Origin of the sequence: Pseudomonas sp. W3I7 (assembly GCF_030816095.1) — a bacterium.
Lineage (GTDB): Bacteria > Pseudomonadota > Gammaproteobacteria > Pseudomonadales > Pseudomonadaceae > Aquipseudomonas > Aquipseudomonas salomonii.
This window is the reverse complement of sequence record NZ_JAUSXP010000001.1, coordinates 2878754-2898802: the sequence shown is the minus strand read 5'-3', so window position 1 is coordinate 2898802 and position 20049 is coordinate 2878754. Positions and strand designations below refer to the sequence as shown.

The following is a 20049-nucleotide window of genomic DNA, read 5'->3' as shown; positions in this document are numbered from 1 at the left end:
GGTTGTTTGGCGTCGCGAGCCGGTGCATCTGGCGATGGATGGACTCAAGCCAGTGTCGGTGGTGCCGGGCACTACGCAATACCGGCCCCTGAGCTGCGGATGCAATGATGCCTATAAAATGCATATTCCGCATTCTTATAGAATTAGGATATGCATTATAAGTATTTTACACCGCGTGATCGGTCCCTCATCTTCTCCCTCCTTATAAACAGGCATTTGGAGAAAAACGTGCGTTACCTGACAACACTGGCGGCCGGCATGACGGCCGCCTTGCTATGCCTGACTGTGCACGCGCAAACGCTGGTGGTGGGCGATCAAAGCTACAACGCCCAGGCCGTGATGGAAGCGGCGGGGGGGCTCAACGACCTGCCTTACACGCTGGAATGGAAGCAATTCACCGCCGGTTCGCCCGTCGCCGAAGCGCTGAATGCCAACAGCCTGGACATCGGCCTGCTGGGGGATGCGCCGGTGTTGTTCCTGGGCGCACTCGGCGCGCCGATCAAAGTGATTGGCATCAGCCGACAGAACCTCGAGGGCGTGGCGATTCTGGTCAGAAAAGACTCCTCGATCCACAGCCTTGCGGACCTTGCCGGCAAGCGCGCGGCCGTCTGGAAAGGCTCCTGGAGCCAGCAGCTGCTGATGACGGCGCTGGACAAAGCCGGCGTGCCACGTGACTCGCTGGAACTGCGCTACCTCAGCGCGCTGGATGCTTCCCATGCGCTCGAAGGCGGCTCGGTCGATGTGATCGCCACCTGGGAACCCTACGTTACCCAGCAGGAACGCCAGGGCGCACGGGTATTGGCGACAGCTGAAGGACTGATCCCGGCCCAGAGTTTCATCGCCGCCAACGCCAAGGCTATCGAGGCCAAGCGTGCGCCAATCACTGATTTTCTCCAGCGCCTGAAAAAAGCCCGCGACTGGACCCGCCAAAACCCGGCCAATGCCGACGCGTATGCGGATGCCTGGGCCAAACGCACCCGCGCCGATGCCGACATCGCCCGCGCCTGGTTTGCCCGCGCGCGCACCACGGTCGAACCGGTCACGGCTCAGTCGCCGGTGGAAGCGCAAAAGACCGTGGACTTTTTTGCCAGCCAGGGCCTGGTCAAATCCTATTCGGCGGCCAGCCTGTTCGACGACTCATTCGCGGCCGCTTTGCAACCCGCCGTGGCCAAAACGCTTCAAGGAACACTTAATCAATGACTAAAAGACAGCTGAAACTCGGCGCCCTGACGATGGGCTGCGGCGGCCCCGGCCGCCACAACCTGTGGCTTGACCCCGAGTTACCGGCCGATGCCAGCGTCAACGTCGACTGGTACATCGACATCGCCCGCCAGGCCGAGGCCGCGTTGTTCGACTTGATGTTTATCGTCGACAGCCAGTTCATCACGCCCGGCTCGCCGTCCCATTACCTCAATCGCCTGGAACCGCTGACACTGTTGTCGGCATTGGCCGTCAGCACACGGCATATCGGTTTGGTCGGCACACTGACAACGTCCTATAACTCGCCGTACAACGTGGCACGGCGTTTGGCCTCCCTGGACCTGATCAGTAAAGGCCGCGCCGGCTGGAACGTGGTCACCAGCGGCGATGCCGGCACGGCCGGCAATTACAGCCGCGACGAGCATTACGACTACGACACCCGCTACGGTCGCGCCGCCGAACACGTCCAAGTGGTGCAGGGCTTGTGGAATTCCTACGAGGATGACGCCTTCGTGCGTGACCGTGCGACAGGCCAATTCCTCGACCCGAGTAAACTGCACAGCCTGAACCACAAGGGCGAGCACTTTTCGGTGGTCGGCCCGCTGAATATCCAACGCTCGCCCCAGGGCCAGCCGGTGATCTTCCAGGCCGGTGACTCCGAACAAGGCCGCGACCTCGGCGCCGCTACGGCGGATGTGATCTTCACCCACGCCGCCAGCATCGAACAGGGCCAGGCGTTTTACCGGGACATAAAGGGCAGGGCGCTGCAACACGGACGTGATCCGGAGCAATTGCTGGTGATGCCCGGCGCGGAAATCTATGTCGGCGACACTGACGCGCATGCGCGTGAAATCGAGCAGTACTACCACCAGGTCGATCACAGCTTTGAGCTGGCGTTGAAAGAGTTCGGGCGTAATTTTGGCTGGCATGATTTCAGCCAATACGACCTGGATGCGCCGTTTCCGCAGGAGAGCCTGGAAGCTGCACGCAGCAGCTTTTTTACCAATGCCAAGCGCATCGCTGATCAGGCGCGGGAGAAGGGCTTTACCTTGCGTCAGGCGGTTGAATTTGGCCGGCAACTGCGGCCGGGAGCGTTTGTGGGGACGGCGGATACTGTCGCGCGAAAGATGGCCGATTGGCTGGAGGCGCGGGCGGTGGATGGGTTCAATATTTATATTGGGCATCCGGGGCAGTTCACGCGGTTTACCCGGGAAGTCATACCGTTGCTGCAGGAACGCGGTGTGTATCGCGCGGCGTATGAAGGCACGACGTTGCGCGAAAGCCTTGGCCTGGAGATTCCGAGGGCTTAACACAAAGATGAGCGACGTGGACGCCCAGCATGGCGGCACCGTTTCGTGCTTTTGTGTCTGGGCAAAAATAAAGATTGAGTATTCACATCAAATGTTATTTTAATAACACCCATAAGAGCGTCACGACCGTCCTGGACGTGCTCGCAAAAAATGGGATGCACCCTGTAAATGACAATTGAACAGCGTTTGATGGAACAGGCCAAGCGGGCGGCCGAGCGTACGTATTCGCCTTATTCCAAGTTTCCGGTCGGCGCGGCGTTGCTGACCGCCGAAGGTGAGGTCGTATTGGGCTGCAACGTGGAGAACATCTCCTACGGGCTGACCAATTGTGCCGAACGCAGTGCTTTGTTCAGTGCCATCAGCCAGGGCCATGCGCCGGGCAGTTTCAGGGCCATCGCGGTTTACGCACCCAACGTTTCACTGATAAGCCCTTGCGGTGCCTGCCGCCAGGTGATGCTGGAGTTGATGGCCAAGGATGCAGTGGTGATTTGCCAGGGCAGTGACCCGGCAGCCACCCGCACCTGGACCCTGGCGCAATTGCTGCCGGGCGCCTTCGACGCTTTCTAATCCTGGGCAGGCCTGCTGGCCTGCGTCCGCTTGGTCCCTTGTTGAGACGCCTGCATGATCAGTCTTGTCGGAATAGCGACCCTTATTGTCATTGCCATTGCTTTATCCCACCAGCGACGCTCGATCAACTGGCGCACCGTTTCGGTCGCCTTTGTGATCCAGGTGTTGATCGGCGCTTTTGCGCTGTACGTGCCCTGGGGCCAGACGGTGCTCGCCGCGCTATCAGGCGCGGTGGCGTCCCTGCAGCTGTATGCCAACAAAGGCATCGAGTTTCTGTTCGGCGGGTTGAGTTCGCCGCATATGTTTGAAGTGTTCGGCAATGGCGGGTTTGTATTCGCTATCCGGGTGTTGCCGATGATTGTGTTCTTCGGCAGCTTTATCTCGGTGCTGTATTACATCGGCGTGATGGGCTGGATTATCCGGCTGGTGGGCGGCGGCTTGCGCCTGTTGCTGGGTACCAGTCGGGTCGAGTCGATGGTGGTGACGTCGGCGATTTTCATTGGCCAGTCGGAGGTGCCGTTGGTGGTGCGGCCGTTCATTGCCAAGTTGACGCGCTCTGAGTTGTTCGCGGTGATGGTCGGTGGTTTTGCCGCAGTGGCAGGCTCGGTGTTGCTCGGTTATGCCGGGCTCGGGGTGGAACTCAAGTACCTGATCGCCGCGTGTTTCATGTCGGCGCCGGGGGCGTTGCTGATGGCCAAGCTTATGGAGCCGGAAACCGAAGCGGCGCGCACCGACGAGGTGATTGAAGAGCTGGGGCAGGCCGAGAATCGGCCGACCAATATCATCGACGCGGCGGCCGAGGGCGCACAGGTCGGCTTGCGCCTGGCCTTGGCGGTGGGCGCGATGCTGCTTTCGTTTATCGCGTTGATCGCCTTGTTCAACGGGCTGCTCGGCTGGGCAGGCAACTGGTTCGGCTACCCGCAACTGACCTTGCAACTGGTGCTCGGGCACGTGTTGGCGCCCATCGCGTTTCTGCTCGGGGTGCCGTGGCATGAGGCAGTGCTGGCCGGCGGCTTTATCGGGGAAAAACTGGTGCTCAACGAGTTTGTCGCCTATGCCGACCTGGCCAATTACCTGACCGCAGACAAGGCTGCCGCAGCCGGGGTGCCACTGTTGTCGGCACACACCCAAGTGATCGTCACCTTCGCCCTGTGCGGTTTTGCCAACCTGTCCTCGATTGCTATCCAACTGGGCGGCCTTACGGGTATCGCCCCGCAACGGCGTCAAGAACTGGCGCGGCTGGCTGGGCCTGCGGGCCATGATCGGCGGCACGCTTTCCAACCTGATGAGCGCGGCGATCGTCGGCTTTTTCATTTCGCTGTAAGGAGCACAGTATGTGGTTGCCACAAGAAGTGATTCGCCGTAAACGTGACGGGCATGCCCTGGCCGCTATCGACATTCAACGGTTCGTCGCCGGCATTGCCGACGGTAGCCTCAGCGATGGGCAAGTGGCGGCATTCGCCATGGCGGTGTTCATCAAGGGCATGGACGTGAGCGAACGCATCGCCTTGACCGAGGCAATGCGCGACTCCGGCCAGACACTGAAGTGGGAACTGCCGGGGCCGATCGTCGACAAGCATTCCACTGGCGGCGTCGGCGACATGATCAGCCTGTTGCTCGCGCCCTTGCTGGCGGCCTGCGGCTGTTACGTGCCAATGATCTCCGGGCGCGGCCTGGGGCATACCGGCGGCACCCTGGACAAGCTCGAAAGCATCCCCGGCTACGACTGCCACCCCAGCACCGAACGCCTGCGTGCCGTGGTGGCTGAAGTCGGCTGCGCGATCATCGGCCAGACCGCCAACCTCGCGCCGGCGGACAAGCGCTTGTACGTGATCCGTGATGTGACGGGCTCGGTGGAGTCGATAGACCTGATCACCGCGTCGATCCTCGGCAAGAAACTCGCCGCCGGCCTCGATGTATTGATCATGGATGTGAAGACCGGCAACGGCGCCTTTATGGCTGAGCCTGAGCAGGCGCGAGCACTCGCCGCCAGCATCGTCGCAGTGGCCAACGGTGCCGGGGTCAATACCCGTGCACTTATCACCGACATGGACCAGCCGCTGGCCCGCAGTGCCGGCAATGCCCTGGAAGTGGCCGAAGCGGTAGCCCTGCTCAAGGGCGAGGTGCGCAGTGAACGCCTGTGGGCGGTGACGTTGGCGCTGGCCACCCAGGCACTGACGATGGCCGGCCTGGCGAGGGACGAGGCTCAGGCCCGTGATCAATTGCTTCAAGCCTGGCAGAGCGGCGCGGCCTTGCAGCGATTTGAACAGATGGTGGTTGCGCTGGGCGGCCCGCAGGGTTTTACCCTTACCCCCGATGAGTTTTTACCCAAGGCTGTCGTGTCGGTGCCGGTGTGGGCCGAGGAGGAGGGCTGTGTCACCGAGATCGACACCCGAGCGGTGGGGTTGGCGGTGGTGACCTTGGGCGGTGGACGCAGCCATCCGGACGACGTGCTGGACTTGTCCGTGGGTTTCAGCGAGTTGGCCTTTGTCGGCGAACACGTGAGCGCGCAACGACCGCTGGGCTGGGTTCACGCGCATACAAAAGAGCAGGCCGGGCAGGGCGCATCCGCCTTGCGCGCAGCGTATCGGCTAGGCGGTGCACGCCCGGCCGCGCGCGAATTGATCCAGGCAATCCTATGAGCAAGGCCATCGTATTAGTGCTGGACTCATTGGGCATAGGCGCGAGTGCCGACGCCGCGCTGTTTGGCGATACCGGCGCCGACACCTTGCGCCATATCGCCGAAGCCTGTGCCCGTGGTGAGGCCGATGGGCCATTGCGACGTGGACCTTTGAACCTGCCGAATCTGGGCCAGTTGGGACTGGGCGCCGCAGCGGCGGCCAGTGGCAATGGACCGTTGCCAGGCAATTGGGGCGACGCGGCACCGATCGGCGCCTTTGGCCATGCGCGCGAGCAATCATCCGGCAAGGACACGCCTTCCGGGCATTGGGAAATGATGGGCGTGCCGGTGCTGTTTGACTGGGGTTATTTCGAGCGACCGACCGAGTCCTTTCCACCGCAACTGCTGGCCGACCTGATTGAGCAGGCAGGCTTGCCGGGCATCCTGGGCAATTGCCATGCCTCTGGCACCACCGTGCTGGATGATTTGGGTGAATTGCACATCCGCAGCCGGCAGCCGATTTGCTACACCTCGGCCGACAGCGTGATGCAAATCGCCGCCCATGAAAGCCACTTCGGTCTAGAGGCACTGTACCGGGTGTGTGAAATTGCCCGTACTTTATGTGATGAATACACCGTCGGCAGGGTCATTGCCCGACCCTTCACCGGCGAACACGCAGGCCAGTTCCGCCGCACCGGCAATCGCCGCGACTACACCGTGCCGCCACCGTCAGCGACGTTGCTGGACAGCCTCTGCGACGCCGGCGGCAGCGTGCATGCGGTGGGCAAAATCGGCGATATTTTCGCTCACCGAGGCATCAGCCGCTTGTACAAGGCCGATGGCAACGACGCACTGTTCGACGCCACGCTCAAGGCCTACCGGGAAGCACCCGACAACAGCCTGGTGTTTGCCAACTTCGTCGACTTCGACATGCTCTACGGGCACCGCCGAGACCTGGCCGGCTACGCTGCCGCGCTGGAGGCGTTCGACCGCAGGCTGCCGGAGTTACTGGCGTTGATGGACCCGCAAACGTTGCTGATCATCAGCGCCGACCACGGCTGCGACCCCTCGCGTCCGGGCAGCGACCATACCCGCGAGCATGTGCCCGTACTGGCTTATGGTGCAGGCGTGGCGGCGGGCTGGTTGGGCGAGCGAGCCAGCTTTGCCGATATCGGCCAGACGCTGGCGGTGCATTTGGGGTTGGAACCGTTGGCGTGGGGGGCGTCCTTTTTGCTGCGTGAGCCATAACATCGCCAAGCGTCATCGGCTTCAAACTGAGTTAAGGTGCTCATCACTTATCCATCATTACGTGAAGCATGAATCGTCCACTATTTGTCTCCCTGGATGGCCCCAAAGGCACCGGTAAAACCACGCTGTTGGAAGCCGTCACCCAAGCACTGCGGGCAGACAACAAAAAAGTGATCCGTCTTTGCGAACGAAAAAGCGATCCCTACAGGGCTGAGACCATGGCCCTGGTCAACACACACGCCAGAAACCCCACCGATGATTCGGAGTGGAGCGTGTGTGAGCGCTTTGCGGAGAGCCGGCTGTGGATTTCCCGGCACGTGCTGACTAAACAGCCAGCCGACAGCATTATCCTGATAGACCGTTGGTACCCTTCGGACGCAGCGTTTCGCCGCACAGTCCCGTTCGCAGACATACTCCAGTTAAACCTGGGCCGACACGTGCAAGTGCCGGACCTGCATGTGGGCGTTATCACCGACCCCGAGATTTCATGGTCGAGGGCCGCGCAACGACGGCGCGGGTTGGGCAGTACGTTGATCCATACGCTGCAGGAGCATGTCGAATGTACCCAGGCGTTCGTGCGAGCGGCGCAAGAGCAGGGTTGGGTTTTGTGCCGTAATGAAGGGACGATTGAGCAGGCGACGGGGCAGGTGGTTTCCGAGATCTACGACGTGCTTAAGGCAGTCGAAGCAGGTTAGAGAAATTGCCCCTGAGGTACAAAGCCGATACTCGAAAATCTGCAAATGAGAATGAGTGGCAAATGAGATTTGTTGGTATATCATGCCTCCCGAATTCCAGGCAGGTTTACCTCCCGTCCGCTCATCCATTAGGTCCAAAATCCATGCGTCATACCCTGATTTCTCTCTGCGTACTTCAGGCGGTTGCCCCTTTTGCCTGGGCGCAGGTGGCCGGCAGCGAAAATGCCAGCCTTGAGTTGCAAGCCATCAATGTCACGGGAGACGTAGACGCCGAGACGGCTCAGGGGCCTGTCAAAGGGTATCGCGCCACACGCTCTGCCAGTGCCACGCGCACTGACACCTCAATTCATGAGACGCCACAGTCCATCACCGTCGTGCCCAAAGACGTGGTCGAGGACATTGGTGCGACTCGCCTGCAGGAGGCCCTGGACTATGCCGGCGGCGTCGGCCGAGCGAACAATTTCGGTGGCCAGGGGCTTACCAGCTTCACGGTGCGTGGCTTCACAACTGCAGAGTTCTACCGTAACGGCTTTCCGATTAACCGGGGCTACCCGAGCATGCCGGACGCCAACAGCATTGAGCGCCTTGAAGTGCTTCGCGGGCCAGCGACGATGCTCTATGGGCGCGGCGATCCCGGCGGCACTTTCAACGTGGTCTCCAAACAGCCTTTGCCTGAACGTACGGTCACATTGGGTAGCCAGGTGGATGATCAAGGTATGAAGCGCGGCACCCTCGATGCCTCCGGCCCGCTGGATGAGCAAGGGCGCCTGGCCTATCGCCTCAATGTGGTGGGAGAGGGCGGCGACACCTTCCGCGACCATGTCTCAACCGAACGCTATGGGGTCACGCCGGTATTGAGCTGGCAGGTCAGCGACGACACCAAGGTGATTTTCGAAGGCGACTTCATGCGTAACAATCATCCGCTGGATCGCGGCCTGACCCGCTTCGCCAACCAGCGTGGCACGCCGTCCCGTGAGACTTTCTGGGGTGAAAAATACGCCGGTAACCTGCACAACGATAACAACATGGCTCAGTTGCGCTTCGAGCATCTACTCAACGACAACTGGACGTTGGGCGGTGGTGTGCAGTGGTTGGACGGTACGATGAAGGGCAATGGTGTTGAGGCAAACAATGCCACCAGCCTCAACGCCGATGGGCGAACCCTCCAGCGCAACTTCAACTACCGCAAGCTGGACTGGACCGACCAAGACTATCAATTGAACCTGACCGGGCGCTTTTCCACGGGCGGCCTTGATCACACGTTGCTGACCGGCATCGAGTACGAGGACTACGACTACAAGTCGATCATCCAACGCTCCAGCGGCGCGGCGGGAGCTTTCCCAATCGATATCTTCAACCCGGTCTATGGCCAGCCACGTCCGGCGCTGACGCGTACGCCGACCCACGATAAAGAAAACCTCAAGACTTACGCCGCCTTCGTCCAGGACCAAGTGGCGCTGACCGAGCGTTTAAAGGTGCTCGCCGGTGCGCGCTTTGAGCGCTTCGAGCACCAGTACGAATCCTACGTGCCCGGCGTGAGAAGCTGGAACGCCGCCGACAACGCCGTCACGCCGCGCATCGGGGTGATGTATGACCTCACTGACACGGTTGCGATCTACGCGGACGCCGCGCGCTCGTTCAAGCCCAACACGGGTGCCAGTCGTCAAGGTGGCGGATTCGAGCCGGAGAAGGGCAAGTCCTACGAAGTGGGCGTTAAGTGGGAAGCGCTGGACCGTCAGTTGAGCGTTGACGCGGCGATCTATCAGATCGAGAAGAAAAATGTTCAGGGTGTCGACCCGGTTGACTCGGCCTTCAATGTCGCGACAGGGCAAGTGCGCAGCCGCGGCTTCGATCTTAACGTGGCCGGTAACCTGACGCCCGAATGGCGGATGATCGGTGGCTATGGCTATGTGGATGCCGCAGTGACCCGGGACACCACCGTGCGCTCCGGAACACGTCTGGCGAATATTCCGCGCAATAGCTTCAGCCTGCTCAACGTGTACGAGTTTCAGGATGGCGCACTCAAAGGCTTTGGCCTCGGCGCAGGTGGGAAGTACGTAGCCGAGCGTGCCGGGCAGACCGCCAATAACACGTTCTCGATGGGGGCTTACACCGTCGTCGACTTGCTTAGTTATTACAAGGTCAACGAAAAGGTCAGACTCAACCTCGACGTGAAGAACCTGTTTAACCGTGAGTACGAAGAAGGCTCGTTCCTGAACTTCTACGCTTATCCCGGTGAGCCGCGTACGGTGCAAGTGGGCATTTCTTATACGCTGTAACCCAATCGGAGTACGGTTCGTCGTGGGGGATTGGCGAACCGTGGGCCGGCCTTGGATCGGGCCGGGCTGCAAACTGAGGGCGTGGCGGTGCTGACTTACTATCGCCAGTGCCTGATACATAATTTAACATAATATACATTATGCGAACAGTCCTATACGGGCCTGAGGGGCTCTGGGAGGCTGCTTTTCACTCAGCAACCTAGAACCACCGCACGCCAGATTCAAAAACAGCCTCCGTCGTCGTCGCTGACCTGCCTTCGTTTGAGCTTTGGGCCATCGGACGTTTACCGCTAGTCAGCACACCGTTCACCAACATTGTGGTGAAATCGATAACGTTGCCCGTCGTAACGCAGTACTGGGAAACAAAAGCCCGGGCCGCCGACCCGACATCGGGCCAACCATTACTGCCTTTGCTAGCGAGAAACTCAGCGACACCGCTTTCTTTGAGCATGAGTTTCCATCGGCCGTCAGACTGCTGACTGACTAGATAAAATCCAGTGCCCGCTTGTCCATAACAGTCAGTGCTGCCTTCGGTAATCAACGCATCCGGCCGGCCGTCACCGTTCAGGTCCTTGACCAGCTCCATGGGCACCTGTTGTCTCGATTTCGCACTCCGACGTCTGTTGGTTAAATCCAGCAGCGCGGAATGCTTTTAACTGCTCGCTACGCGGGAGCTCATCCGCGAGCGCCGTAGCACTGGTCATGAAACATACCCCCCACAGACCTGACGTAAGCCACCCCCGCATATAGATCGTCCCTTTATGATGCCAAATGTGAAGTAACGCGCATGGACCCACACTAGCGTAAAGGGTCAACCAACTCTGCCCCAAAAATATAACCAATGAGCATAACTCAACTAAATGTATATTTAGTTGAGTTATATAAACAGTACTTCAATAACCACCCACCGCCGCCATTTCCCCACCCACAATCGCAACCCCCGAGCTGCTGCCCAAGCGCGTCGCCCCGGCCTCAATCATCTTCAGCGCCGTCGCATAATCACGTACGCCGCCGGACGCCTTGACCCCAACGCCGGCGCCTACGGTCTTGCGCATCAAGGCCACGTCTTCAACTGTGGCGCCACTGCGGCTGAACCCCGTGGACGTCTTGACGAATGCCACGCCCAAATCCCGGCAGATTTCGCAGGCCTGGACCTTCTGTTCGTCGCTGAGCAGGCAGGTTTCCAGGATCACCTTCAACGGTACGTCGCCGCAGGCTTTATGCACCAAGGCAATGTCATCGCGCACGGCCTCAAGCAGCCCTTCCTTCAGCCAACCGATATTGAGCACCATGTCGATCTCCCCTGCCCCGGCGGCTATCGCCCGTTCGGCTTCGAAGGCCTTGGTGTCGCTCAGGCCGGCGCCCAGCGGGAAGCCCACCACCGCACAGATCACCACGCGATCGTCGCTCAGGCAGGACGCGGCGTAAGGCACCTGCCCCGAGTTCAGGCACACGGAATAAAAGCCGTACGCCTGCGCTTCCTCGCACAAGGTGCGAATCTGTTCACGGGTAGCATCCGGGGCCAGCAAGGTGTGATCGATGTACTTGGCCAATGCTGCGGGTTGAAGCGTATTCATATAACGTGCCCTTGCCTGTATGTTGCCAATGGTGGTGTGCCGCGTGTTGCGGCGCTCACATTAAACGTTACAATAATCACAATTAATGTTACTTAGTTAACACAAACAATCAAGCCCTGGAATGCCCGTGGACAGTAAAAAAGCCGAGCGACTCAAGCTTATCCAGCAAGCCCTGCAGGACCAGAGCGCCATTCACCTGCGGGAAATGGCGGCGCTGCTGGATGTTTCCGAGATGACCCTGCGCCGCGACCTCAGCCACTTCAGCGAGCATTTGCGCCTGCTCGGTGGCTACATCACACGGGTCGGCAGTGAGGCCGGTGATTACCGGGTTGCCGACCAAGGCACGCGTCACGTCGAAGAAAAGCGCCGCATCGGCAAACTCGCTGCGCGGTTGATACAGCCCGGTGACACGGTATTTTTCGACTGCGGCACCACCTCGCCGTTTGTGATTGATTTCATTCCCGACGAGCTGGAATTCACGGCGGTGTGCAGCTCGTTGAACGTGTTGCTCAAGCTGCAGAACAAGCCCAACTGCCATATCGTGCTGTGCGGTGGCACCTTTCACCGCAAGAACCAGGTGTTTGAAAGCAGTGCCGAAAGCAGCATTCTCGACAGCGTGCGTCTCACGTGGGCCTTCGTGACGGCGGCGGGCGTCAGCCAGGAATTTGGTGTGACCTGCTTCAATTTCAATGAAGTCGAGGTCAAGCAAAAGGTCCTGCGCCAAGCCCAGCAGCGCGTGTTGCTGGCGGACTTCAGCAAATTCGACACGGTGCGCACGGCGCACTTCGCCGGCCTCGCAGACTTCCACTACGTGGTCAGCGACAAGAAAATCCCCCAGGCCTACAAAGACGCCATCCAGGCCAGCGGCGCGCAATTGCTGGTTTAACCCAACAACATCTGGCGCTCCCGCGCATTCAAATAGCCGGTGGTCACGCTGAACGAAGCGCTGGCCCCAGCCGCCAGCACCCGCACGTGGCCTTTGGCTTTTTCGGCGGTATAACCTTCGGGTTCACAGGTTGACGGCAGTACGAACGCCGCCACTTGCTGGTCCGGTGAGTGCAGGATCCAGCGTGCGGCGTGCTCGAACTCCTTGGGCCGATAACGGGTGTAAAACGCCGCACCATTGGGGTGGTCCAGCAGAAAATGCGCATGGCCAGTGGCATCTGCACCCACATCGTCGAAGAAAAACACGATTTCAGGGTCGTACAACGCCGGTGTGTCGAGACTCGCCAACTGCGCCGGATGCTCGGCCAGTTGCGCCATGTAGGCGCTCCAGTCCGGCGTTGGCTTGACGTGATCCGGCACGCTGGTGCGCAGGCGCAAGCGCTGCATCCCCAGCGGCTCGACAAACTGCGCGCCGGCCACATAGGCGTAGTTCATATGGGCCATATACATCAGCTCCATGGGCTTGCCGGCCAGGTTGGTGACGTCCATATCGATATCGAACAGCGCCGAATCGGCGCGTAGTGTCACGCTTGGGGTTGCCCTGTAGCGATCGCCAAAGCCCTTGGCATATTGGTAGGTGCCACCCAGGCGCACGACGCCCTCGCCTGTTTCCAGCCAGGCCGTGTCCATGGGCGCGCAGGGCATTTCGCCGTGCAAGGCATGGGTGTCATCCGGCGCCGGGCAGCCGTTGCGCAGCAAACCACTGTGAAACATAAAACAGCCGTAAGTGTCGATTATCGTCGGGCTGGGCCTTGGCTGCTCGAAGAGATGGGTCATGGTCAGGTCGCAGCCGTCGAACACGGCTGACCAGATCATCTGCCCCTGATAAGGCAACACCACCAGGCGTCCACGGCTGTTCTCCAGGCTCACGGCCAACACGCCGGACGGGTAAACCCAGGCACTGACCTTGAAGTCGTCGGATTGCAGCAGGACCTTTTCCTGCTCGCTGAACAGCTCCGGATACAGCGGGATCCGCGCGTTCATGAGGCCACCGCCGCTGCACCCGACGGCACGCTGTTCGACTGGCGCATGCACTTGAGCGCATACATCACGATCACGATAAAGCACAGCAACGGCACGCTGTAGGCCAACTGCATGTTGCCACCGCTGGCGTCGGACAACAGGCCCTGGAAGATCGGAATCACCCCGCCACCAACAATGCTCATCACCAGCAGTGAACCGCCGACACCGGTGTCTTCACCCAGGCCATCGATGGTCAGGCCGTAGATGGTCGGCCAGCACGGGCCGAGAAAAATGCTCACGCCAACCGCCGCATACACCGCGGAAATGTTCGGCACCAGGATGGTGTAGGCCAGCAGCACAATGCACAGCACGCCATAAATCGCCAATACCCGCGCCGGATGCAGGCGGCGCATCAGCAGGTTGGCGATCAGCTTGCCGACAAAGTAGGCGGCAAACGTGGTCAGCAAAAACCATGAAGCGCTGCGCTCATTCATGCCGCCCATTTGCATGGCCAGGCGAATGGTGAAACTCCATACGCCGACCTGTGCACCCACATACAGAAACTGCGCGAGTACACCAAAGGTAAAGCGCGGGTTGCGCCACAGCCGGCCCAGACTTTGACGCAGGCTGCCGGATTTATTGTCGACGGGCTTATTGCCCTTGCAGGCCGGGAACCGGGTTATGGCGATCAGGATAAACATCAGCACCAGTACGGCGATCATCCACTTGTAGGGCAACAGCGTGGACTGGATCATCTGCAACTGCTGCACCGCCGCCTCCGAGGCGCTCATTTGCGTCAGTTGCTCGGTGGTGGCATCGGTGTCCTTGAACATCACAAAGCTGCCCACGTACACCCCGGCCATGGCGCCGAACGGGTGAAAAGTTTGCGAGATGTTCAAGCGCCGCGTCCCGGTTTCCCGTGGGCCCATCAGGGTTGAATAGGTGTTGCACGCGGTTTCCAGGAACGACAGGCCCGCCGCGATCACAAACAGCGCCAGCAGGAACATGCCGTACTTGGCGGTGGACGCGGCTGGGAAGAACAGCAGGCAGCCGAGCATGTACAGCAACAGGCCGATCAGAATCGTGCTTTTGTAGCTCAAACGGCGCACCACCATCGCGGCGGGAATCGCCACGAAAAAGTAGCCCAGGTAAAACGCCGACTGCACAAAGGCGGTCTGGAAATCGCTGAGCAGAAAGGCTTTCTTGAAGTGCGCGATCAACACGTCGTTCATGCTCGCCGCTGCGGCCCACAGCGCAAAGATGCTGCACAGCAGGATAAACGCGAACCAGGGCGTGCGGTTCAGATAGAAGCCATCGGGTGTCTGTTGCAGCGCAGGTTTGTTCATTATTGTTCTCCGGGCTGGGTTGAGGGTCTTAGCGCTGTTGCTGGAAACGGGCGAACGCTTCGGCGTCGGGATAGGAGGTCTGCGTACCCAGCGCTGTAACCGAACAGGCCGAATACGCCACTGCCTGCTCCATGGCCTGGCGAATAGCGCCGCTGCGGCTCCAGTGCTGGATGAAGCAACCGATAAAGGCGTCACCGGCGCCGGTGGTGTCACGGGCAACTACCCGCTGGCCAGGCACCTGGAACTCGCCCTCCGCGCCCACGTACAGCGCGCCGTGCTCGCCGAGGGTGACGATCACGTGGCGAATGCCGCTGGCGACCAGTGAGTGTGCGGCGCTGCGGGCCGAGTCCGGCGAATCCACGACTCGACCGGTGATCAACGCCAGCTCCGATTCGTTGGGGATCAGGAAATCCAGCTGCGCCAGGTGCTCGGCGCTCAAGTCGGCCAGGGCCGGTGCCGGATTAAGCAGCACTGCAATGCCATGGCGACGGGCGAATTCGATGGCGTAGTAGACCGTGTCCAGGTTGATCTCCAGTTGCAGCACGATCAGCGTGCATTCACGCAGGTCGGCAGCCGCTGCCTCGATATCCGCCGGCAGCAAATGCGCATTGGCGCCTTTGACGATCAAAATGCTGTTATGGGAATCGGCGCGCACGAAAATCGGCGCCACGCCACTGGAAACGCCCGGTACCCGCTGCACGTAACGGGTGTCGATACCAAAACGCTGGAAGTTGGCCAGGGTGTTGTCGGCGAACATGTCGTCACCGACTTTACTCAGCATCAGCACATCCGCGCCAAGCTTGGCCGCCGCCACCGCCTGGTTGGCGCCTTTGCCGCCACACCCCAGGGCAAAGCCCGGCGCTTCCAGGGTTTCGCCCTGGTCCGGCATGCGGTCGATGTAAGTAATCAAATCCACCATGTTGCTGCCGATGACTGCGATCTTGCCCATTGCTATCTCACCTTGTTGCGGCACGACCAGGCAGGTCGTAGCGCTCTTGTTTTGTTATTTAAATAACATTAAGTGTGATTATTCAATCTTTATTTTATGAAGATCCTTCAAGCCGCAGGAAAATGTAGCGTCTGTGTAAGCATCACCTTGTGTGCCCAGGTACAGCTCACTAAGCTGGCCGATCTTTTGCTGTGACCCGGAATTCCCATGTCTCGAAGTATTGCCCACCTGGCCTTGTTGCTCGGGTTGATCACCGCCATTGGCCCTTTTGCCATCGACAGCTATCTGCCTGCGCTCCCGACCCTGGGTGCCAGCCTGCAGGCGTCGCCGGCCGCCGTGCAGATGAGCCTCACGGTGTTCTTCATGATCATTGGCGTGTGCCAGTTGTTCTACGGGCCTATCAGTGATGTGTACGGGCGCAAGCCGCCGATCTACGCGGGCCTGGCGATTTTCGCGGTGGCCAGCGTCGGCTGTGCGCTGGCGCCGACGATTGAAGTGCTGATTGGGTTTCGTGCCCTGCAAGCCTTCGGCGCCTGCGCCGGTATGGTGATCCCGCGGGCGGTGGTGCGTGACCTGTACACCGGCCACGAAGCGGCGCGCCTGATGGCCCTGCTGATGCTGGTGATGAGTGTTTCGCCGATCCTCGCGCCCTTGGCCGGCAGCGTGGTGATTTCACTCTGGAGTTGGCGTGAAGTGTTCGTGGTGCTCGCGGTGGTTTCGCTGTTGTGCCTGGTGATGACCTTTGTGCAACTGCCCGAAACCCATCCTGCCGAACGCCGCCTGGGCAAGACCCTGGGCAGTGCGATCGGCAGCTACGGCGCCTTGCTGCGCGACCCGGTATTCACCGGCCTGTCGGTGGTGTGCGGGTTTGGCCTGGCGACGTTCTTTGTGTTTATCGGCAGCGCGCCGTTCGTGTACATCGAGTATTTCGGCCTCACGCCTACGCAATTCAGTCTGTGTTTTGCAGTCAACGCCGCGTCGTTCTTCGCCATGAGCCAGCTGACCGCACGCCTGAGTGCGCGTTTTGGCCTGGCGCCGCTGATTCGCGGGTCGGTGATCGGCGTGGCGGTGGTCATGAGTGCGCTGGCGGTCACCACCTTGTGGAGCGACAACCTCGCCTTGATGATGGCGCTGCTGTTTATCGGTTTCGGTTTCCTCGGCCTGCTGCTGCCGGCCGCCGGGGTGTTGTCCATGGAGGATCACGGCGCAGTCGCGGGTTCTGCGTCGGCGCTGCTGGGGGCTATCCAGATGATCACGGCGGCCGTGTCGATGACGCTGGTTGGCGTGTTTGCCGACCACACGCCCGCGCCCATGCTGGTCGGCATTGCGCTGTGCGCGGTGGCGGCGATGCTGGTGACCTTGTGGACCCTGCGTCGTTTGCCCGCTCACTTGGCGCGTGATTGACACCATTCGTCGGGGCCGTGGCCCATCCATTACAACTATCGCCGGTGGCAAAACAACTAACTCCATAGCACCTTTGACGATCTATGGAGTTAGACATGACCGACTACCCTCGCCCACCCTTCGCGCCTCAAGCCCAATCCGTGCCAGGCACCCAGAAGAAAATGGACCCGTACCCCGACTGCGGTGAGAAGAGCTACAAAGGCTCCGGCCGGCTGGCCAACAAGATCGCCCTGATCACCGGCGCCGACAGCGGTATTGGCCGTGCGGTGGCCATCGCCTTTGCCCGTGAAGGCGCCGACGTGGCCATCGCCTATCTGGATGAGCATGAAGATGCCCGTGAAACCGCGCGCTGGGTCGAAGAAGCCGGGCGTCAATGCCTGTTGTTGCCAGGCGATATCGCGCAAAAAGCCAACTGCCAGGCGCTGGTGGACAAGACTGTCGAGCAGTTTGGTCGCATCGATGTACTGGTCAATAACGCCGCATTTCAGATGACCCACGAAACCTTCGAAGAAATCGAGGATGAAGAATGGGTCAAGACCTTCGATATCAACATCACCGCGATGTTTCGCATCTGCAAGGCAGCCCTGCCGCATATGAAAGCCGGCAGCTCGATCATCAACACCAGTTCGGTCAATTCCGATATGCCCAAGCCAACCCTGCTGGCCTACGCCGCCACCAAAGGCGCGATCGCCAACTTCACCGGTGGCCTGGCGCAGTTGCTGGGTGACAAGGGTATTCGCGTCAACAGTGTGGCGCCTGGGCCGATCTGGACGCCGCTGATTGTAGCGACCATGCCCGACAAGGATGTGCAGAGTTTTGGCAGCGAAACACCGCTCGGCCGGCCAGGCCAGCCTGTGGAGGTGGCACCGATCTATGTGCTGCTGGCCTCGGACGAAGCCAGCTATATCTCCGGTTCACGCTACGCGGTTACCGGCGGCAAACCGATTCTCTAAGCCTCGCATAGCCCTAATGTGGGAGCGGGCTGGCTCGCGAAGGCGGTGTGTCAGTTCCAGATTGACTACCTGACACTCCGCCTTCGCGAGCCAGCCCGCTCCCACATTTTTAATCAGTGTCTGGCCTGAAAACTACAAATCAAACCTGTCCACCGCCCGGCGCCGCTCGTTGTCATCGCGCACGTCATAACTGGCGGTGGTCTGGATATTGGTGTGATGCGCCAGCTTCTGCGCAATCGATAGATCGTGTTCTTCAATCACCCGCGTGATAAATGAGCGCCGAAAGTCATGGGGCATGATCTTCACGCCCACCTGCTCACCGCGTTGACGGGCGATGTAGTAAATCGCGTGCTTGGTGATGCGTTCACGGGTGATATGGCTGCCCCGGCGGATACGGTTGAACAGGAAACTATCGTCCTGCTCGCCGTCCTTGAGTTGCTCGCGACGAAACGCCAGCCAGGCCTGCAGCTTGTCAAACGCCCAGGTTGGAGCGTACTTGATCAGCTCTTTGTTGCCTTTGCCAATCACACGCAAGCTGCGTTCATCGAAATTGACCTGGGCCAGGTCCAGGTTCACCGATTCCGACTTACGCATGCCTGAACCATACAATATGCCGATCACGGCGGCATCCCGCAGGCCTTGTGGGCGTGGGTCGGCGGCACAGACTTCCATCATTTCGCGGATCAGGCTGCGGCGCAGGTTACGCCCCTGGCTGAGGCGCGTGCCGGGAGTGGCCTTGACCGAGCGCATCTTCAACAGATGGTCCTGGCTGATCAGGCTCATCCGCCAGGCCTCGTTCATCACCCCGCGTACCGCATTCACATACAGCGACGAAGTGTTCGGCGCACAACCGTCCTCGCGCAAGGCGCCGACCAGGGCAATCACCTGTTCGGGTTGCAGCAGGTGCCAGTCGATCTCTTCCAGGTTGATGTCTTCATAGCCCAGGCGGTCGGCGGCATCTTGCAGCACGTAGCGCATGGTCAGTTGGCTGGAGGGCGCCAAGCGGGTGAGGTAAAGGGTCAGTGGGTTGCGGATAGACTCAGTCAAGGTAGATCAGCCTTTGGATTAAATACCTTGTTCAAGCCATTGTTTAAACAAGGTATTTAGTGAATTGGCGAAGGCCGAGTCTAACCCAGGACCGGGCCTGGCACAAAATCACGGCACCGATTCGTCGTCCTCGGTCGGGTTTTCAGCCTGAGGCTGCGCCTGGGACTGGCTCCAGTCGGCGTCCTGTTTCTGCATCAGTGCAAACCAGTGCTGACGCATGAACGCCAGGTAGCTGTCCGGCGCCTTGGCAAAGTCGTTTTCATCGCCGTAACAGCCCGGCAGCGGCAGCTCGGTGCCCTGCTCCTTGTACTGGCTGACCAGTGCCTGCTGCGCGGCAACGCTGCAGTCGGTAGGCAGCGGCATTCCCCGCAGGGCACCGGCGTCCTCGTCCCACCAGCTTGCGCCGACGCGATCAACACCGCGCAGGCGGTACTTCTGCGACTTGCCCACATGCATGATCAGCTTGAACTCACGCGGGCTGACATCACTGGTGCAGGTGCGCGAATAGCCCACCGTGGCCTGGGTAATGCCATCGCCGGCCAGGTCAGTGACCTTGGTTGCCGCCATATCAAAGCGCAACCCCGCGTCGAATTCGCAATGCTGCACATCGTCATAAAGCATCCAGACCCGCTTGGGGCGCTCGCCGCCGAGCAAATACTGGGCCGCGTAGACAAATGCCGATTGGGTGCCGTCATCCTCACGTTCGCTGACCTGCTCGGCGAGTACCAGCAAGTTCTTGCCCTGGTGGTCATCCCAGGTATAGGCCGCGACCTGTTTGCCACGCACTTCCACGCCGTCCGGCACCTGCTCGACGCTGGTAAGCGCCACGCCATCGTCGGCTCGAACGGTGGTGACACAGGCCACCGCCATCAACACGCCCATCAATGCAGGCCGCAACTGGCCGCGCAAAATCCGCACACTATTCATCCGACTACCCTGGCAAGAG

The 20049-nt window shown here is 60.2% G+C and carries 17 protein-coding genes and 1 pseudogene; 11 read left to right on the top strand and 7 right to left on the bottom strand.

What is annotated here, in order from left to right; all coding sequences use genetic code 11:
- The first annotated feature begins 228 nt into the window (after positions 1 to 228).
- The 8 genes and pseudogenes from QF043_RS13535 to QF043_RS13500 all read left to right on the top strand — a co-directional run bounded on the left by QF043_RS13535 (position 229) and on the right by QF043_RS13500 (position 9919).
- A complete protein-coding gene (locus QF043_RS13535; RefSeq protein WP_307418877.1) occupies positions 229 to 1200 on the top strand; it encodes an ABC transporter substrate-binding protein in 972 nt (323 codons plus the stop codon).
- Positions 1197 to 2510 (top strand): LLM class flavin-dependent oxidoreductase, encoded by a 1314-nt coding sequence (locus QF043_RS13530; RefSeq protein ID WP_307418875.1) that lies wholly within the window; start codon positions 1197 to 1199, stop codon positions 2508 to 2510. Before QF043_RS13535 ends, QF043_RS13530 begins: the two co-directional genes overlap by 4 nt.
- A gap of 168 nt (positions 2511 to 2678) precedes the next feature.
- Positions 2679 to 3077 (top strand): cytidine deaminase, encoded by a 399-nt coding sequence (locus tag QF043_RS13525; protein WP_307418874.1) that lies wholly within the window; start codon positions 2679 to 2681, stop codon positions 3075 to 3077.
- Between the two features lie 54 nt (positions 3078 to 3131).
- Positions 3132 to 4401: pseudogene (locus QF043_RS13520) on the top strand (NupC/NupG family nucleoside CNT transporter).
- 10 nt (positions 4402 to 4411) lie between these two features.
- The gene (deoA, locus tag QF043_RS13515) at positions 4412 to 5719 is read left to right on the top strand and encodes a thymidine phosphorylase (protein ID WP_307418873.1); all 1308 of its coding nucleotides are present in this window, start codon (positions 4412 to 4414) and stop codon (positions 5717 to 5719) included.
- Positions 5716 to 6945 carry a phosphopentomutase gene (locus QF043_RS13510; protein ID WP_307418872.1) on the top strand — a complete coding sequence of 410 codons (1230 nt, stop codon included), beginning with the start codon at positions 5716 to 5718 and terminating at the stop codon, positions 6943 to 6945. Before deoA ends, QF043_RS13510 begins: the two co-directional genes overlap by 4 nt.
- A 68-nt stretch (positions 6946 to 7013) precedes the next feature.
- Complete coding sequence (locus tag QF043_RS13505) at positions 7014 to 7640, top strand: dTMP kinase (RefSeq protein WP_307418871.1); 627 nt, start codon at positions 7014 to 7016, stop codon at positions 7638 to 7640.
- Positions 7641 to 7783: 143 nt separating this feature from the next.
- A complete protein-coding gene (locus QF043_RS13500; RefSeq protein ID WP_307418870.1) occupies positions 7784 to 9919 on the top strand; it encodes a TonB-dependent siderophore receptor in 2136 nt (711 codons plus the stop codon).
- Between the two features lie 199 nt (positions 9920 to 10118).
- On the opposite strand, the gene QF043_RS13495 is transcribed toward QF043_RS13500, so the two are convergent.
- Positions 10119 to 10505: a hypothetical protein gene (locus QF043_RS13495; RefSeq protein ID WP_307418869.1), complete on the bottom strand. Its 387-nt coding sequence runs from the start codon at positions 10503 to 10505 to the stop codon at positions 10119 to 10121.
- 307 nt (positions 10506 to 10812) lie between these two features.
- A complete protein-coding gene (gene deoC / locus QF043_RS13490; protein WP_307418868.1) occupies positions 10813 to 11496 on the bottom strand; it encodes a deoxyribose-phosphate aldolase in 684 nt (227 codons plus the stop codon).
- 127 nt (positions 11497 to 11623) lie between these two features.
- Between deoC and deoR the strand changes: the two genes are divergently transcribed.
- Positions 11624 to 12382, top strand: coding sequence for a DNA-binding transcriptional repressor DeoR (gene deoR / locus QF043_RS13485; protein WP_307418867.1), 759 nt, complete (start codon positions 11624 to 11626; stop codon positions 12380 to 12382).
- On the opposite strand, the gene QF043_RS13480 is transcribed toward deoR, so the two are convergent.
- Genes QF043_RS13480 through rbsK form a run of 3 tightly spaced genes read right to left on the bottom strand, consistent with a single transcriptional unit; the run spans position 12379 to position 15699 of the window.
- Complete coding sequence (locus QF043_RS13480; RefSeq protein WP_307418866.1) at positions 12379 to 13425, bottom strand: aldose 1-epimerase family protein; 1047 nt, start codon at positions 13423 to 13425, stop codon at positions 12379 to 12381. The genes deoR and QF043_RS13480 overlap by 4 nt on opposite strands.
- The gene (gene fucP / locus QF043_RS13475) at positions 13422 to 14750 is read right to left on the bottom strand and encodes an L-fucose:H+ symporter permease (protein WP_307418864.1); all 1329 of its coding nucleotides are present in this window, start codon (positions 14748 to 14750) and stop codon (positions 13422 to 13424) included. The genes QF043_RS13480 and fucP overlap by 4 nt, the downstream gene beginning before the upstream one ends.
- A 28-nt stretch (positions 14751 to 14778) precedes the next feature.
- Positions 14779 to 15699 carry a ribokinase gene (gene rbsK / locus QF043_RS13470; RefSeq protein ID WP_307418862.1) on the bottom strand — a complete coding sequence of 307 codons (921 nt, stop codon included), beginning with the start codon at positions 15697 to 15699 and terminating at the stop codon, positions 14779 to 14781.
- 207 nt (positions 15700 to 15906) lie between these two features.
- On the opposite strand from rbsK, the gene QF043_RS13465 reads away from it, so the two are divergent.
- Entirely contained in the window at positions 15907 to 17103 is a 1197-nt protein-coding gene (locus QF043_RS13465; RefSeq protein ID WP_017135711.1) for a multidrug effflux MFS transporter, read from the top strand.
- A 95-nt stretch (positions 17104 to 17198) separates the two neighbouring features.
- Complete coding sequence (locus QF043_RS13460; protein ID WP_099489155.1) at positions 17199 to 18056, top strand: SDR family oxidoreductase; 858 nt, start codon at positions 17199 to 17201, stop codon at positions 18054 to 18056.
- Between the two features lie 132 nt (positions 18057 to 18188).
- Here the strand turns inward: QF043_RS13460 and xerC are convergent, their stop codons facing one another.
- Positions 18189 to 19103 carry a tyrosine recombinase XerC gene (gene xerC / locus QF043_RS13455; RefSeq protein WP_307418861.1) on the bottom strand — a complete coding sequence of 305 codons (915 nt, stop codon included), beginning with the start codon at positions 19101 to 19103 and terminating at the stop codon, positions 18189 to 18191.
- Between the two features lie 108 nt (positions 19104 to 19211).
- Entirely contained in the window at positions 19212 to 20030 is an 819-nt protein-coding gene (locus tag QF043_RS13450) for a M949_RS01915 family surface polysaccharide biosynthesis protein (protein ID WP_307418859.1), read from the bottom strand.
- Positions 20031 to 20049: the final 19 nt, after the last annotated feature.

Excerpts from the sequence above, each read along its gene's own strand:
- QF043_RS13495 (WP_307418869.1), bottom strand. The coding sequence starts at position 10,505 with ATGGAGCTGGTCAAGGACCTGAACGGTGACGGCCGGCCGGATGCGTTG.
- QF043_RS13530 (WP_307418875.1), top strand. The coding sequence starts at position 1,197 with ATGACTAAAAGACAGCTGAAACTCGGCGCCCTGACGATGGGCTGCGGC.
- deoA (WP_307418873.1), top strand. The coding sequence starts at position 4,412 with ATGTGGTTGCCACAAGAAGTGATTCGCCGTAAACGTGACGGGCATGCC.
- QF043_RS13510 (WP_307418872.1), top strand. The coding sequence starts at position 5,716 with ATGAGCAAGGCCATCGTATTAGTGCTGGACTCATTGGGCATAGGCGCG.
- rbsK (WP_307418862.1), bottom strand. The coding sequence starts at position 15,699 with ATGGGCAAGATCGCAGTCATCGGCAGCAACATGGTGGATTTGATTACT.
- fucP (WP_307418864.1), bottom strand. The coding sequence starts at position 14,750 with ATGAACAAACCTGCGCTGCAACAGACACCCGATGGCTTCTATCTGAAC.
- QF043_RS13450 (WP_307418859.1), bottom strand. The coding sequence starts at position 20,030 with ATGAATAGTGTGCGGATTTTGCGCGGCCAGTTGCGGCCTGCATTGATG.
- QF043_RS13465 (WP_017135711.1), top strand. The coding sequence starts at position 15,907 with ATGTCTCGAAGTATTGCCCACCTGGCCTTGTTGCTCGGGTTGATCACC.
- QF043_RS13460 (WP_099489155.1), top strand. The coding sequence starts at position 17,199 with ATGACCGACTACCCTCGCCCACCCTTCGCGCCTCAAGCCCAATCCGTG.
- QF043_RS13525 (WP_307418874.1), top strand. The coding sequence starts at position 2,679 with ATGACAATTGAACAGCGTTTGATGGAACAGGCCAAGCGGGCGGCCGAG.
- QF043_RS13505 (WP_307418871.1), top strand. The coding sequence starts at position 7,014 with ATGAATCGTCCACTATTTGTCTCCCTGGATGGCCCCAAAGGCACCGGT.
- deoC (WP_307418868.1), bottom strand. The coding sequence starts at position 11,496 with ATGAATACGCTTCAACCCGCAGCATTGGCCAAGTACATCGATCACACC.
- QF043_RS13500 (WP_307418870.1), top strand. The coding sequence starts at position 7,784 with ATGCGTCATACCCTGATTTCTCTCTGCGTACTTCAGGCGGTTGCCCCT.
- QF043_RS13480 (WP_307418866.1), bottom strand. The coding sequence starts at position 13,425 with ATGAACGCGCGGATCCCGCTGTATCCGGAGCTGTTCAGCGAGCAGGAA.